The organism is Atrimonas thermophila, from assembly GCF_045864955.1.
Lineage (GTDB): Bacteria > Atribacterota > Atribacteria > Atribacterales > Thermatribacteraceae > Thermatribacter > Thermatribacter velox.
In genome coordinates, this window is the sequence record NZ_AP028803.1 from 713,660 (window position 1) to 727,982 (window position 14,323).

General features: G+C 44.9%; 15 protein-coding genes. 7 read left to right on the forward strand and 8 right to left on the reverse strand.

Annotated elements, in window-relative coordinates:
- Positions 1 to 13 precede the first annotated feature (13 nt).
- Genes ACKTT1_RS03840 through hflX form a run of 7 tightly spaced genes read left to right on the forward strand, consistent with a single transcriptional unit; the run spans position 14 to position 7,307 of the window.
- Positions 14 to 820 carry a phosphatidate cytidylyltransferase gene (locus tag ACKTT1_RS03840; RefSeq protein ID WP_412710249.1) on the forward strand — a complete coding sequence of 269 codons (807 nt, stop codon included), beginning with the start codon at positions 14 to 16 and terminating at the stop codon, positions 818 to 820.
- Between the two features lie 6 nt (positions 821 to 826).
- On the forward strand, positions 827 to 1,981 hold the full coding sequence (locus ACKTT1_RS03845) for a hypothetical protein (RefSeq protein ID WP_412710250.1): 1,155 nt from the start codon (positions 827 to 829) through the stop codon (positions 1,979 to 1,981).
- On the forward strand, positions 1,975 to 3,021 hold the full coding sequence (gene rseP, locus ACKTT1_RS03850; RefSeq protein WP_412710251.1) for an RIP metalloprotease RseP: 1,047 nt from the start codon (positions 1,975 to 1,977) through the stop codon (positions 3,019 to 3,021). Before ACKTT1_RS03845 ends, rseP begins: the two co-directional genes overlap by 7 nt.
- Positions 3,021 to 4,160, forward strand: coding sequence for a (E)-4-hydroxy-3-methylbut-2-enyl-diphosphate synthase (gene ispG / locus ACKTT1_RS03855; protein WP_412710252.1), 1,140 nt, complete (start codon positions 3,021 to 3,023; stop codon positions 4,158 to 4,160). Before rseP ends, ispG begins: the two co-directional genes overlap by 1 nt.
- Positions 4,105 to 5,352 (forward strand): proline--tRNA ligase, encoded by a 1,248-nt coding sequence (gene proS / locus ACKTT1_RS03860; protein WP_412710253.1) that lies wholly within the window; start codon positions 4,105 to 4,107, stop codon positions 5,350 to 5,352. The genes ispG and proS overlap by 56 nt, the downstream gene beginning before the upstream one ends.
- Before the next feature lie 18 nt (positions 5,353 to 5,370).
- On the forward strand, positions 5,371 to 6,009 hold the full coding sequence (locus ACKTT1_RS03865; protein WP_412710254.1) for a glycosyltransferase family 2 protein: 639 nt from the start codon (positions 5,371 to 5,373) through the stop codon (positions 6,007 to 6,009).
- An 11-nt stretch (positions 6,010 to 6,020) separates the two neighbouring features.
- A complete protein-coding gene (gene hflX / locus ACKTT1_RS03870; RefSeq protein ID WP_412710255.1) occupies positions 6,021 to 7,307 on the forward strand; it encodes a GTPase HflX in 1,287 nt (428 codons plus the stop codon).
- Between the two features lie 109 nt (positions 7,308 to 7,416).
- Here hflX and ACKTT1_RS03875 read toward each other — a convergent pair whose 3' ends face one another.
- The 8 genes from ACKTT1_RS03875 to recA all read right to left on the reverse strand — a co-directional run bounded on the left by ACKTT1_RS03875 (position 7,417) and on the right by recA (position 14,320).
- On the reverse strand, positions 7,417 to 7,731 hold the full coding sequence (locus ACKTT1_RS03875) for a DUF1844 domain-containing protein (RefSeq protein ID WP_412710256.1): 315 nt from the start codon (positions 7,729 to 7,731) through the stop codon (positions 7,417 to 7,419).
- Positions 7,718 to 8,674, reverse strand: coding sequence for a tRNA (adenosine(37)-N6)-dimethylallyltransferase MiaA (miaA, locus tag ACKTT1_RS03880; protein ID WP_412710257.1), 957 nt, complete (start codon positions 8,672 to 8,674; stop codon positions 7,718 to 7,720). The genes ACKTT1_RS03875 and miaA overlap by 14 nt, the downstream gene beginning before the upstream one ends.
- Positions 8,646 to 10,019 carry a tRNA (N6-isopentenyl adenosine(37)-C2)-methylthiotransferase MiaB gene (gene miaB / locus ACKTT1_RS03885; protein WP_412710258.1) on the reverse strand — a complete coding sequence of 458 codons (1,374 nt, stop codon included), beginning with the start codon at positions 10,017 to 10,019 and terminating at the stop codon, positions 8,646 to 8,648. The genes miaA and miaB overlap by 29 nt, the downstream gene beginning before the upstream one ends.
- 71 nt (positions 10,020 to 10,090) lie before the next feature.
- Positions 10,091 to 10,357, reverse strand: a complete 267-nt coding sequence (locus tag ACKTT1_RS03890; RefSeq protein WP_412710259.1) for a stage V sporulation protein S — start codon at positions 10,355 to 10,357, stop codon at positions 10,091 to 10,093.
- A 62-nt stretch (positions 10,358 to 10,419) separates the two neighbouring features.
- On the reverse strand, positions 10,420 to 11,193 hold the full coding sequence (locus ACKTT1_RS03895; RefSeq protein ID WP_412710260.1) for a TIGR00282 family metallophosphoesterase: 774 nt from the start codon (positions 11,191 to 11,193) through the stop codon (positions 10,420 to 10,422).
- A gap of 12 nt (positions 11,194 to 11,205) precedes the next feature.
- Positions 11,206 to 12,735, reverse strand: coding sequence for a ribonuclease Y (gene rny / locus ACKTT1_RS03900; RefSeq protein WP_412710261.1), 1,530 nt, complete (start codon positions 12,733 to 12,735; stop codon positions 11,206 to 11,208).
- A gap of 81 nt (positions 12,736 to 12,816) precedes the next feature.
- Positions 12,817 to 13,284, reverse strand: a complete 468-nt coding sequence (locus ACKTT1_RS03905) for a regulatory protein RecX (RefSeq protein WP_412710262.1) — start codon at positions 13,282 to 13,284, stop codon at positions 12,817 to 12,819.
- Complete coding sequence (gene recA, locus ACKTT1_RS03910; RefSeq protein WP_369017440.1) at positions 13,262 to 14,320, reverse strand: recombinase RecA; 1,059 nt, start codon at positions 14,318 to 14,320, stop codon at positions 13,262 to 13,264. The genes ACKTT1_RS03905 and recA overlap by 23 nt, the downstream gene beginning before the upstream one ends.
- Positions 14,321 to 14,323: the final 3 nt, after the last annotated feature.

Below are 14,323 nucleotides of genomic sequence, written 5' to 3' on the forward strand. Positions count from 1 at the left end.
AAGCACTGTTTCTATGGAAAGAAACGAACTCAGGCAAAGGACGTTAAGCATTGTAATTACAGTTCCTCTTTTTTTGATTCTGGTTCTTCTCAATAAATGGAGTTTTGTTTTTCTTTTCTGGACACTTTCACTCCTGGCTGTGCGAGAGTTTTCAAGGATGGTTTTTACGAGAGAAGAAAGAACTTTTGCTTTAACCCTTTTCGCTGTTGCATCTTTTTTGGTTTATGGAAAAGTCTTTTGGGAAACTGCAAACATTAATCATCTCTTACTTACTGGTTGGTATGGGCTATTCATAGCCTTGATTTGTTGGAGTATAAGTGATCTACCTCGGCTTTTGGAAAGGTTGGGGCTTTTTTTGTTTGGTGTTCTTTACTGCTTTCTCCTGCCACTTTCCTGGGTCAAAGTGGGCATAGAGTGGGGCAGACTGACAGTAATAGGTTTTGCTCTGGTGGTATGGTTGAACGACATTGGAGCATACCTTCTGGGTAAGCGATGGGGAAAACACAAAATAGTTCCCCGCTTGAGTCCGGGCAAAAGTTGGGAAGGATTTTGGGGAGGTCTGATTTGCGCTGCGCTGGGGGCTTATCTAGTCGGGGAGTTTTCACTGTGGCCTTTTTCAGAAAGTGCAAGCTGGTGGTTCGGCTTGGCTCTGGGAAGCGTAGCTTTTCTGGGAGACCTTTTGGAATCCGGCTTCAAGCGTCGCTCAAACCTCAAAGATTCAGGGTTTTTTTTGCCCGGCCACGGAGGTGTACTGGACCGTTTCGATTCCTTCTTCATGGTTGGGCCTTTAGCATACCTTTTCTGCACAATCTGGAGGTAGAGGACTTTGAAAGTTGCTATTCTGGGATCTACTGGATTTTTAGGTACTCAAATCTTGGAAGTACTTTCTGAATACTCCGATAGTTTTGAGATTTGTCTTCTAAGCGGCTTCAAAAATTACCGGAAGCTGAGAGAGCAAATCGATGCCTATCATCCCGATTACGCTTTCCTCAAAGAAGTGGAGGAAGAAAAAATCAATAATACGGTCTTTTTATCTGAGGAGAAGTTGAGAGAGGTTCTCTTTTCCTCAAAAATAGAGGGAGTTTTCATTGCCTCGGCCGGATTGGATTTTCTGGATATTTTTGCAGGCCTATTAAGTCTTCCTAAAACTCTTTGGGTAGCCAGCAAAGAGCTAATGATAGTTGCTGGCGAAATTCTGAAGAGTAAAATCTCCGTGTTTGCCAATCAGAACCTGATACCCCTGGATAGCGAACACTATGCGTTGTGGAGCATTCTTAAGGGCATGCAGGATCCTGGACGAGTAGAAAAAGTTTATTTGACCGCTTCCGGTGGTCCTTTTTACGAATGGCGGGGTAGCTTTGAAGACATAACTCCTGAAATGACCCTGGCTCACCCTAACTGGAAGATGGGTGATAAAATTACCGTCGATTCGGCTACTTTGGTCAATAAAGGGCTGGAAGTAATAGAAGCCTGTTACCTGTTTGAGCTTTCTTATCATCAGATTGATGTTTTTGTACAACGTGAAAGCTATCTCCACGCCGGGGTTAGATTAAAGGATGGTATGTATCACATGGTTATGTTTCCACCCGATATGAGAAAGGTCATCAGAGCCTCACTATATCCTTTCTTAAAAAAGAAGACGCTGCCTTGCCCGGACCTTTTTGCACAGGAGTTGGGGGGAGTTCGCACTCTTAGTTTTGATTATCCGGTCTCTGAGCGTTTTCAGGGCTTTTACCTGGCACTGGAAGCGGCCAGGAAGGGAGGGGGGTATCCGGCGTTTTTCTGCGGAGCTGACCAGGCCTGTGTCGAAGCTTTTCTTAACCGCGGGTTATCTTTTGGAGAGATAGCAGTGGTACTTGAAGAATGTTTACAAGCCAGGGTTCCTAATCCTTCCAACCTGCAAGAAGCCTTTGAAATATATCAGAGGGGCTATCATCTGGCTAAAGAGCGTATCGTTGTACGGGGGCGTTCTCAGTGTTAAGTTTTTTGGCTTTCATTTTCGTCATTGGGCTTTTGGTAACCTTCCACGAGTTCGGGCATTTTATTTTCGCCCGCCTGTTCGGAATTAAGGTACTCAGTTTTTCGATTGGTTACGGACCACCAATTTTCTCCTATCGTGGTAAGGAAACGGAATTTTCGATACGCTTGCTTCCCTTAGGTGGCTTTGTAAAAATGGCTGGCATAGAGGGAAATCCTATCGAAGGTTACGAAGAAGCTCAAGTGCCACAGGCGCAGCGCTTTGACGGAAAACCAATATGGCAGCGGATTCTCGTCGTGCTTGCTGGACCGTTGATGAACATTGTTCTTTCTATATTGCTGGTGTTCATCGTTTTTTTGGCAATCGGTGTCCCTGCGCAGGAGTTGAGAGTTATCGAAGTCATTCCTGGTGGCCCTGCCGATAGGGCTGGTTTGCAAGCAGGAGATATAGTGCTTCAGGTAAATGGTAAGGCTATGGACCTGGAAAGCTTTGTTTCTTTCCTCTCCCAAAGTGCAGGAAAGGAAATAGAGCTGACCATTCAGCGCCGGGGCGAGACCAAACGGATAACCGTTGTCCCGGAGTGGGATGAAGACGAAGGTAGGGCGCTGGTGCGTGCGGTTTTCGGAATCAATAATCGCCGGGTTAATCCCTTGCTGGCCTTCGGGAAAAGTACGTATACGGTGATAAACTGGTTTTTGCTGAGTATAGTGGGTCTTCTCTACACATTGCTTGGCAGGTTGCCTCTGGAACTGACTGGTCCTCTGGGAATTGCTCAAATGGCAGGTCAGGCAGCAAGCCTGGGATTTTTAAACTTGCTTATGTTTTCGGCCATCATCAGTGTTTTTCTGGCCATTTTTAATCTGCTTCCCATACCCTTGCTCGATGGTGGTCACTTACTGCTTTTTCTGGTTGAAAAGATACGTGGTAAACCTCTGGAGCAAGAAAAGATAGGATTGATTTACCTTATTGGAATTCTTTTTATCTTTCTTTTAGCCGTTTTTGTTACCTATCAGGACGTCATGAGAATTGTGGTGGGTGACTGATGCAGAGAAGAGACACTAGAGAAATAGTTATGGGAAAGCTGGTTATCGGCGGCCAAAACCCCGTCTATGTAGAAGGAATGGGAAGACAGAATCCTTATCAGGTGGAACTGGCTATTCAGGAAATTAACAGGGCTCAGGCTGCAGGGTGTGAAATTTTTCGTCTCTCTATTCCCGAAAAGAGTGCATTAGAAGGAGCAAAGAAAATCAAAGAATGGACAAAAATACCCCTTATTGCCGATGTGCACTTCAACCTTGACCTGGCCACCGAGTGTGTTCGTTTGGGATTTGAAGCAGTGAGAATTAATCCTGGAACCCTGGGGGACCGGTCGCGCCTTGAGGAGCTTTTTTCTGTGTTGCGAGACCACAATACTGTCTTGCGAGTGGGAGCCAACGCTGGTTCTCTTCCTGCCCACCTTAGAAGCCTTCCCCGGGTAGAGGCGCTTTTTGAGAGTATCGTCGAAATGGTGGATTTCGCAGAAAAAAAGGGAGTCAAAAATTTATTCCTCTCTGCAAAGTCAACAGAAGTTGAAGAAACGGTAGAAATCAACCGCCGATTGAGTAAGGCTTTTCCCTACCCGATTCACATAGGTGTTACTGAAGCTGGTGAAGGGTTAGAAGGCGTAGTAAAATCAGCACTGGGTATTGGTTTGGTCCTTTTTGAAGGGATTGGAAACAGTATCCGGGTTTCTCTGACCTCTCGAGACCCGGTACTTGAAGTAAAGGTAGCCTGGATGATTCTCAACTTTTTGGGCTTACGTAGAAGGGGAGGGGAGATTATTTCCTGTCCTACCTGTGCACGCTGTCGGGGAGATGTGGTTGACGCCGTGGAGAGAGTAAAAGCTTTTTTTGAAGAGCAAGGAATTGTGCCTCCTTTTCGAATAGCTATAATGGGATGTGAAGTAAATGGGCCCGGTGAGGCCAGGGAGGCAGAAGTGGGGTTAGCTTTTTCTCGTTCGGGTGCAGTTATTTTTTCAAAGGGGAGAGTAGAAAAGGTTGTTCCAGACCGCGAGGTTCTGGAGTATTTTATTGCATTTCTGGCTGAAAAGATAAAGTCAGTTGAAGCCGAAAAAGGGGGTAGTTCCTTTGAAGATGTCAGCTCTGTTTGCCCCAACTCTAAAAGAAACACCTCAGGAAGCTGAAGTTGCAAGTCACAGTTTAATGCTCAGGGCAGGCCTGATTCGCCAGCTTTCCTCTGGTATTTACAGCTTCTTGCCCTTGGGGCTTCGAGTTTTGAACAAGATTATCGAGATTGTAAGAGAAGAGATGAACCGGGCTGGTGGCCAAGAACTCTTGCTCCCTGCTTTGCATCCAGGTGAATTGTGGAAAGAAACAGGCAGGTGGGATATTTATGGCCCAGAATTAATTCGCTTTAAAGACCGGCGAAACCGCGACTTCTGTTTAGGTCCCACCCATGAAGAGGTTATTACGGACTTGGTGCGCCGGGAAGTTCGCTCCTATAAACAGCTTCCCCTCATGCTTTACCAGATACAGACCAAATTCAGGGATGAAATAAGGCCCCGTTTTGGTGTTATGCGCTCGAGAGAATTCCTTATGAAAGACCTTTACAGCTTCGATGTGGATTACGAAGGCCTGAAAAAGAGCTATGAAAAAATGTACCACGCCTATTGCAGAGTTTTTGAACGCTGTGGCCTCGATTTTATAGCTGTGGAGGCTGAGTCGGGAGTCATCGGTGGGGATGTATCTCATGAGTTCCTTATCCTCGCTGACTCAGGCGAGGAAAAGGTGGTCGTTTGTCCTTCCTGTGGTTTGGGTAGCACTGAGGAGCAGGAAAAGTGTACACGATGTGGCGCTTCCCTGGAAGAAAAAAGGGGTATAGAAGTGGGGCATATCTTCCAGCTGGGTACCAAGTACAGTGAACCCATGAAAGCGTATTTTGTTGACCGAGATGGCAAGGAGAAACCTATAATCATGGGCTGTTATGGCATAGGAATCGGTAGGACTATGGCTGCAGCCATTGAAGCCCATCATGACGAGCAGGGAATCAAGTGGCCTTATTCCATAGCTCCTTATCAAGTGATCGTTATACCAGTCAATGCCAGTAATGAGGAACAAATGCAGGAAGCCCAGAGGATTTATGAAGACCTTTTAAACCAGGGTTTTGAAGTGCTTCTCGATGACCGCGACGTAAGTGCCGGTTTCAAGTTCAACGAAGCAGACCTTTTAGGTTTTCCCATCCAGGTAATTGTGGGAACAAAATTTTTGAAAATGGGCAAAATTGAAGTAAAATTTCGTATGACAGGGGATAGAGAAGAACTCTCTGCACAGGAAATCGTAAACCTGGTGCACCGGGTAAAAAGCGGTCTTCGGTGATGGAGGCGTTAACCTTTAATGAGTAAAGTAACCGCAATAATTGCTGCTTATAATGAAGAGAAAACCATAGGGCCCATCCTCGACGTTTTAAGGAACTCGCCTTACGTGGAGCAAGTCGTTGTGGTTAGCGATGGTTCCACAGATCGTACGGTGGAAGTGGCCAGAAATAAGGGTGCCGAAGTGGTTGAACTGAGCTCCAACATTGGCAAAGGTGGTGCTCTCTACCGGGGGCTGGAATATATAAGGACAGATGTTGTTTTATTACTTGATGCAGACCTGGTGGGTTTACAGGAGTTCCATGTGAAAGACTTGGTTGAACCAGTGTTGAAAGAGGAAGCGGATATTACCATTGGTGTCTTTGAGAAGGGAAGACTGGCTACTGATTTTGCTCAGAAAATAGCGCCTTTTCTTTCCGGGCAGAGAGCGATTAGAGCTGACCTGCTGCAGAATATTTCTGACATGGAAGTTTCCAGATTTGGTGTTGAAGTAGCCATTAACCGCTACATACGAAAAAACGGAGTCAGAGTGAAACTGGTAAATTTACCAGGGCTTACCCATGTCATGAAGGAGGAAAAGTTTGGTCTGGTCAAAGGTTTTAAGGAGCGAATGAAAATGTATTGGGAAATACTTAAAAACGTTTATCAAGGGGGTCGATAAGCAAAAGGGCTATGAAGGATTATGAACACTTCAACTCACGCAAAAGCGCGATTGTGGTGGTTCGCGATGCTTCCTCTCGTGCTTTTTCTGAGGAAGTGCTGGTGGCAGAAATAAAGGAGATAGCCAAAAGTGCCGGTTTTTGGGTATCTGAGGTTTTTGAGTGTACGGTTAGAAACCCTTTTTATCGTTATTATCTAAGTCGGGGCAAAGTCGAAGAAATCAAACGACGGTTGGAAAATTTGCCAGAAGTTGGATTTGTCATCCTCAGCACTGAAATCACTCCTTCCCAGCAACGCAATCTCGAGAATGAGTGGCAAAGGCGAGTTCTCACTAAGAGTGAGGTTATTCACGAAATATTTGCTGAAAGAGCTAAAACCCACGAAGGTAAGATACGTGTCGAATTGGCTCGCTTACGCTTTGAGCTCTCCAGATTACCTGGCAAAGGTCATGTTCTTTCCCGAACTGGTGGAGGTATCGGTACCAGGGGACCGGGAGAGCAAAAAATAGAGGTTGAACGGAGAGCTATTAAGAGGAAAATCGCTTTTCTTGCCCAGCGTCTGGAACAACTTGAAAAACAGAGGAAAGTCCAGAAAAAATTGCGTAATGAAAACAAAGTACCAGTTGTTGCCATAGTTGGTTACACTAACGCGGGAAAGTCAACGCTTCTTAACACCATCACCGATGCTGCAGTTGCTGTTCAAGACCAAATGTTTGTAACGCTGGATACTGTTTCGCGGGAGAGTTTTTTGCCGGGTGTCGGTAAGGTAATTTTCAGCGATACAGTGGGGTTTATCAGAGAAATGCCTCCCACAATTCGAGATGCTTTCAAAAGCACGCTTTTGGAGATCAAGGAGGCGGACCTTATTCTTGAAGTCCTGGACATCACTGATCCTCAGTACCGGACACATTTCCAGGTTATCAATCAAACGCTTCATGAAATCGGAGTTGGAAACCATCCCAAGATTCTGGTTCTTAACAAAGTGGATTTAATCTCTGGACAAATACCTAACCTAGAACGAGATTTTTTGGAGACGGCTTCTTCCTGTGTTTTTGTTTCTGCTAAGAAAAAAATCGGGATCGAAAATCTGCGTAAGGAAATTGCGGCTTTGCTCTCTAAAAAAATGGTAAAACTTACTCTCGAGATTTATCCTGCCCAGGTACAGGAACTACAGCGTGAAATCTACCGCTTTGGCTACGTAGAGTCGGTGGAAAGCGTGAAAAACGGGGAAAAGATAAGGATGCACTGTGTAGTACGCAGAGAGAGCAAGGATTATATTGAGAAAAAAGCAGCTGTTTAACCTTTTATCGTCAGCGAGGCTCGGCATTTTAGTTCCCATAATATATATTATGTAAAATTTTATTCCACAGGAATCAACCTTCGGATTTTTCTCCTAAACCGCATTCTTTCTAACTCTCGGCAATTTCTTTCATTTTCTCGATAAAATTCAACTGCAAATTCGCAAGATGAGCTTCGAGTTCTCGATTTTCCTCACGAGAAAGATCCTTCTTGATTTCTCCAAGAATAACCGAATAAAGGTCTATGGCTTTTCTCGCTTCTTCAAGGTCCACCAGGATTTGACCGGTTTCCGGATGTACTATCAAACCTAAGTACTGCCAGGCCTTTGCTGAAAGAAGATTTAAGAAATAGTAAACGAGGTCTTTTATTTTTCCAGGTTCTTGAGGAACCTGTTTTTCCTGGTTGGTCCTCTCATCGTGATTCAAGATTTTCCACCTCCCGTAAGATATTTTTGAGGTATTCTACAAGGTAAGCAAGCGCTTCGTCCTTTTCTAACCATAAGATGGGTTCTTTGCGAAACCAGGTTAGTTGTCTTTTTAAGAGCGACAGAGTGCCCTCTTCAATTTTTTGGAAGGCTTCTCTGGTGTTAATTTTGCCCTGAAGAAGTGCAACAACAGGTCTGTAAGTGAAGTTGTTCAGAGCTGGCGCCTCTGGGGGATAACCCATGCTCAGCACCCGATGAGTTTCTTCTACCAAACCTTCTGAAAACATCTTTTCAATTCTCTCCCGAATCCTCTTTTTGACGATGTTCTTATCAAGTTTAATCCCAACCATCATCAATTGCTTCCCGCTGCCCCTTTTTCTCCTTTTAAGAAATGAAGAAGGCACTCTACCTGTAGTGATAAATATCTCCAGCGCTCGCATTAACCTCTTTTTATCGGTTTTTCCTATTTTCTGGGCGCGCTGCGGGTCGACTTCTCGTAAAAGAGCAAAAAGGTGGGGTGCACTCATTTGGTCCAAGATAACACGTATTCTCGAATCAGGAGCAACATGCGGTAGTGATGCCTCATTCTTGAGTGTACTGAGATAGAAGGGAGTTCCTCCAACCACAACAGGGATCCTTCCCCGGGAAAGGATTTCTCTGTGCAAGGCGGAAGCGCTTTTTTGAAAGTCAAAAGCACTCCACTTTTTGTCTGGTTCCAGAAAGTCTATCAGGTGGTGAGGAACTTTGGCCCTCTCTTCTGGCTCCGGCTTGGCAGTGCCAACATCCAGGTATTTATATACCGCCATGGAGTCAGCATAAATAAGCTCTATCTTTTCCAGCCTTTCAGCTATGCGAAGAGAAAGCTCCGTTTTGCCTGAAGCAGTGGGCCCCACAATACAAATCCAGGGTATCTGTTCAGGCTTTTTCAGCAAAGATTTTGCCATCACGTATTTCGGTGATTTTAACCAGCAACATATCTCCAGGTTTTAGACTGTCTTTCACGCCGCTTTCGACAAACACTCTAAGGTTGGAGGGTGTTCTACCGGAGAAAGTCTTTTCCTGCTTATCTACTAATAAGGCAACCGTTTTACCGCGTAACTTTTCCACTCTTTTCTGGTACACTTCGCGCACCAGTTGATTTAGCTCAAGAAGTCTCCTCTTTTTCTCTTGGGGTGGAACACTGTCGGCCATTGACGAAGCTCGAGTTTTGGGTCTTGGCGAATATGCAAAGGTATACGCAATCTCAAACTGGACTTTTTCAACCACTTCCAGAGTTTGCCGAAAATCCGCCTCCGTTTCTTCCGGAAACCCAACGATGATGTCGGTACCAATGCTGGCGTCAGGTATGGTATCTCTAATATAGGAAGCAATTTCCAGATATCGTTCCTTAGTATATCCCCTGTTCATTAGCTCCAGTATTTTATTCGATCCCGCTTGTATAGGAAGATGAAAATAAGGACACAATACTTTACTTTCTTTGACCAGATCAACAATACTTTCCCGCATATCTTTGGGGTGAGAGGTGATAAAACGAATCCAGGCTCGGGAAGGTTTCTCCTCAACCAGCTTTTCTATATTCTCCAGAAGCTTTTCGAACCCCCACTTTAAGCCCAGGTCCTCGCCATAGCTGTTAACGTTTTGACCCAGCAAGGTCACTTCTTTGAAGCCTTCCTCCAGTATTTTTTGAAGCTCCTCAAGGATGAGTTCCATTGGTTTACTTCGTTGAGGCCCAGTGGCATAAGGAACCACACAATAACTGCAAAAGTTGTTACATCCATAGGTAATGGGTAGAAAGGCTGATATTCCCGGCTTTCGAGAATATCCCGTTTCCAGAAATTGTCTTTCAGGCTTTGACCGGAAGGCAAGCCGCGGTTGAGGGTCTTTTTGTTCCTTAAGCCTTTCCTGAATCAAGAAGGGAACTTCTTCCAGGTTGTGAGTGCCCAGAAGCACGTCGATATTGGGAACATGATGCAACAGCTCTTCCTGGTAAATCTGGCTCATGCAGCCGCAGACCAGGATAATGGGAAATCCATCCTTCCTTTTTTGGCTTGCAAATTGCCCTATAATGCTCACTGCCCGGTTCTTGGCGTGCTCTCTAACCGCACAGGTGTTGAAAACAACAATATCCGGTTCCTCTCCCTCAAGACAGGCTCTAAAACCTGCCTCTTTTAGGAGATATTCAATGTGTTCCGACCTGCTTTGATTCATCTGGCAACCAAAGGTAATGACCTTAAAGCACAAACGAGGAGAACTCAAAAAAACATCACCCAACGCTACAATAACTATCAATCTCGATTTTTATTCCTTACGAGCCTGTGCGCTCTGGCACAGGCTCGTACTCTGACTATCCAGTTTTACATTCAACTGCTGCGGGGTTTGACTATTAGCTTAATCGCTGTTCTTTCCTCTCCATCAATGGTAATATCAGTAAATGCTGGAATACAAACCAAATCAATGCCACTTGGTGCCACATAGCCTCGCGCAATGGCAATCGCTTTGATTGCCTGATTTACTGCACCAGCACCGACGGCTTGGAGTTCAGCAATTCCCTTTTCACGTATTGCCCCAGCCAGAGCACCTGCTACTGCGTTTGGGTTGGACTTGGAAGAGACTTTTAAAACATCCATGTTGTATTCCCCCCTGTGTTATGGTTTTTATTTTTCTAACCATTTGATCAAAAGCTGGTAGGTCATTTTACTGATACACGACTAATTTCCGTAGTTTTTCCGGTAGAATCATCTACTTCAACCACGATACCGTTTAACACTACATCATTTTTAGCAACTTTGAATTTGGTAGGCAAAGCAGTTAAGAACCTGCTTAATACCTGCTCTATCTCTATCCCAATAACCGACTCTCTGGAACCCGTCATACCAATATCAGTAATATACCCCGTTCCCTTAGGCAAAATGCGCTCATCAGCAGTAGCCACATGGGTGTGGGTACCAAACACGCAGGAAACCCAACCGTCAAGGAACCAGCCCATAGCTATTTTCTCGGAAGAAGCCTCAGCATGAAAATCCACCAAAATGATATTTGTAATTTGGCGCAGGGTCTCTACTTCGCGCTTTACAGTGCGAAAAGGACAATCCAGAGCCGACATAAAGACCCTGCCACTCAAATTAATAACTGCCCACTTGACGCCCCGAGTTTCCAGAACGATTGAACCCCTTCCAGGAACTCCCGGGGGGTAGTTAAGCGGTCTGAGCAGTCTTTCCTGGTTATCGATGTAAGCGCTAATTTCTTTTTTATCCCATATATGATTACCAGAAGTAATGACCTCCACTCCGTAGCTGAGGATTTCTTCGCAAACTTCAGGGGTTATCCCCATACCCCCAGCAGCGTTTTCTCCATTGACTATCACAGCGTCAATTGCCAGTGCTTCTCTCATTTCAGGAAGTTTTTTGTGTAATATGTTCCTCCCAGGTTTGCCAATTATATCACCAACTATTAAAAAACGCATAGATATCCCTCTTTATTTGGCATATTCTACAGCTCGAGTTTCTCTGATTACTGTAACCTTAATCTGTCCTGGGTATTCAAGTTCTTTCTCTATCCTTTTCACCACTTCATAAGCTAATTTGGCTGCCTGCGCATCGTTCAACTTTTCTGGTTTCACAATAATGCGCACTTCTCTTCCTGCCTGTATGGCGTAAGATTTCTCAACTCCTTCAAAAGAACTGGCTATCTTTTCCAGTTGTTCCAATCTCTTGATATACACCTCGAGACTCTCACGTCTTGCACCAGGTCTGGATGCGGAAATGGCATCTGCAGCTTGCACCAGCACCGCTTCAATGCTTCCGGGTTCTGCTTCACCATGGTGAGATTCTATAGCGTTAATGATCTCTTCCTTTTCTCCATAGCGCCGAGCCACATCCGCACCTATAAAAGCATGGGGACCGTCAACTTCGTGGTCCAGAGCTTTGCCAATATCGTGTAAAAGACCTGCTCTTTTGGCAATATTTACCCTCACTCCCAGTTCAGCTGCCATCAAAGCAGCGAGATGGGCCACTTCCTTAGAGTGTTGCAGTACATTTTGTCCATAACTGGTACGAAAATACAGCTTGCCAAGGAGTTTCACTATTTCTGGGTGTACGTTCTTAATGCCCGTATCAAACAGTGCTTGCTCTCCTTCCTGAAGCATCTTTTCCTCAACCTGTATTCTCGCCTTCTCAACCAGCTCTTCAATCCGGGCGGGGTGGATTCTGCCGTCCAGAATGAGTTTTTCCAATGCTATCCGGGCAATTTCCCTGCGAATGGGATCAAAACAGGAAATAATAACTGCTTCAGGTGTATCATCAATGATCAAATCTACACCGGTTATCATCTCAAAAGTGCGAATGTTCCGTCCTTCCCTACCAATAATCCTGCCTTTCATTTCATCGCTGGGAAGAGTTACCACGGAAACAGTATTTTCAGCAGTAAAATCGGCTGCATAGCGTTGAATGGCTTGAGTAACAATCTCTCGCGCAATTCTTTCTGATTCCTTCTTAGCCTGTTCTTCTGCTTCTTTTATTTTCAAACCAACTTCATGTTCCAGAGTCTTTTCAACCCTGGTTAGCACCTCCTGACGCGCTTCTTCCCAGGAAAGATTGGCAATGCGGTGTAGTTCCTGCATCTCTTTCTCCTTGAGCTTTTCGGTCTCCTGCTTGATTCTTTCAGTTTCCATCAAAAGCTCGTTTAGCTGGTTTTCTTTCTTCTCCAATTGTTCCATTTTGCGTTCCAGATTTTCTTCTCTGCGCAAGAGGCGACTCTCAAAGTTCTGAAGTTCCCGACGCTTGCGCTGTATTTCCTCTTCCAGCGATTGCTTTTCTCTTAAAATTTCCTCTTTAGCAGCGAGTAAAGTCTCTTTTTTGATGTTTTCTGCCTCTTTGTGCGCTGCCTCAAGAATTTCCTGTGCGCACCTGGAAGCCTTCTGTTCGAGGATTTTGACGTGCAAGGTTTTAATATACATTCCCGCTATGGTTCCTACCGCAATTCCTAACAATATATATGCCAAAAACATGATTGTGTTCACCCCTTATTCACTTTTCAATGTACGCAGAAAGTGTTGTGAAAATAATTCTAATGGCCTGGCCAACTGAAGTCAAGGAAGTGACAAATCTTCCTGATAGCGTCGCCAGGCTTCTTGAATGGCCTCATGACTAAATCCCTTAGCTGCCAGTTTCCTTAGTAATCGAGCCTGGTCAGCTCCACGTGGAGTGGTCACCCAGTTTTCCAGCAGACGTTTCGCATCCTGAATTTCTTCTTCCAAGGGGTAGAGCTCCCGCAATAGCTCAATGAGTTCCTCCGGTAATCCTTTTTCCTTTAATTTTTCCCTTATTTTCCAGTATCCCCAGGAAGTAGCACCTCTTTTGCTCCTCAGATACTCTTCCAGATATTTCCGGTCATCAAGATAGCCCCACACTTTTAGCTTTTCAATCGCTTCTTCTATCTTCTGCCAGTCCAGATTTTCCTTTTGCAATCTGTCTCGCAATTGTTTCTCGGTGAACATCTTTCGAGACAAAAGCAGTAAGCTTTTTTTGAGCGGATCAGGATTCTTTTTTGACTTCATCGGTTTCTTTACTATCCTCGGTTTCATTCAAAGCAATACGAGGGTCAATTCCGAGTTCGTTTAAAGACTGATACAGGATTTTCTCAGCCACTTCCGGGTTTTCCTTCAAAAACTGGCGAGCATTCTCTCTACCCTGCCCCAAGCGGTAATCCTCAAAAGAGTACCAGCTTCCGGATTTTTTGATAACCTTAGCTCGTTCCCCTAAGGCAAATATCTCTGATTCTCTGGATATGCCCTCTCCATAAAAGAGGTCTATTTCAGCCGATTTGAAAGGTGGAGCTAATTTGTTCTTAACGACTTTTACCACAGTTTGTGCACCAATGGTTTCATTGCCCTGATTAATGTAAGCTTTTCTACGAACATCTATCCTTATACTGGCGTAAAATTTCAAGGCTCTGCCTCCAGGAGTGGTTTCGGTAGGCCCGTATCCAAAACCCATCCTTATTTTTTCACGCAACTGGTTAACAAAAACCACCACTGTTTTGGTCTTGCTGATATAGCCGGTTATAATTCGCAAAGCCTGGGACATCATGCGCGCTTGGAGCCCGATACTCGCTTCATCAATGCCACCATCAAGTTCCGCCTTAGGTACCAGGGCAGCTACTGAGTCAAGAACAATAATGTCAATGCCTCCGCTTCGAGTAAGCGCATCGACGATATCAATGGCCTCTTCCGCGGTAGTGGGTTGGGCCAGAAGAAGTTTGTCGGTCTGTACACCAATTTTCTGAGCATAAGTAGGATCCAGAGCATGTTCTGCATCCACAAAAACTGCAAGGCCTCCTTTTTTTTGTGCCTCAGCTATGGCATGCAGGGCAAGTGTTGTCTTTCCAGAAGCTTCAGGGCCAAAGATCTCAATTATCCTGCCCCGAGGCAAACCACCTACTCCAAGAGCTATGTTTAGCAAAATGGACCCAGTTTTAATTACTTCTACATCGCTGATTGCCAAACCCTTGCCAAAAGGCATGACCACTCCTTTACCATATTTTCTCTCCAGATTGCTTATAGCCTGTTTAATCATTTCATCGCGTTCGCTCAATTT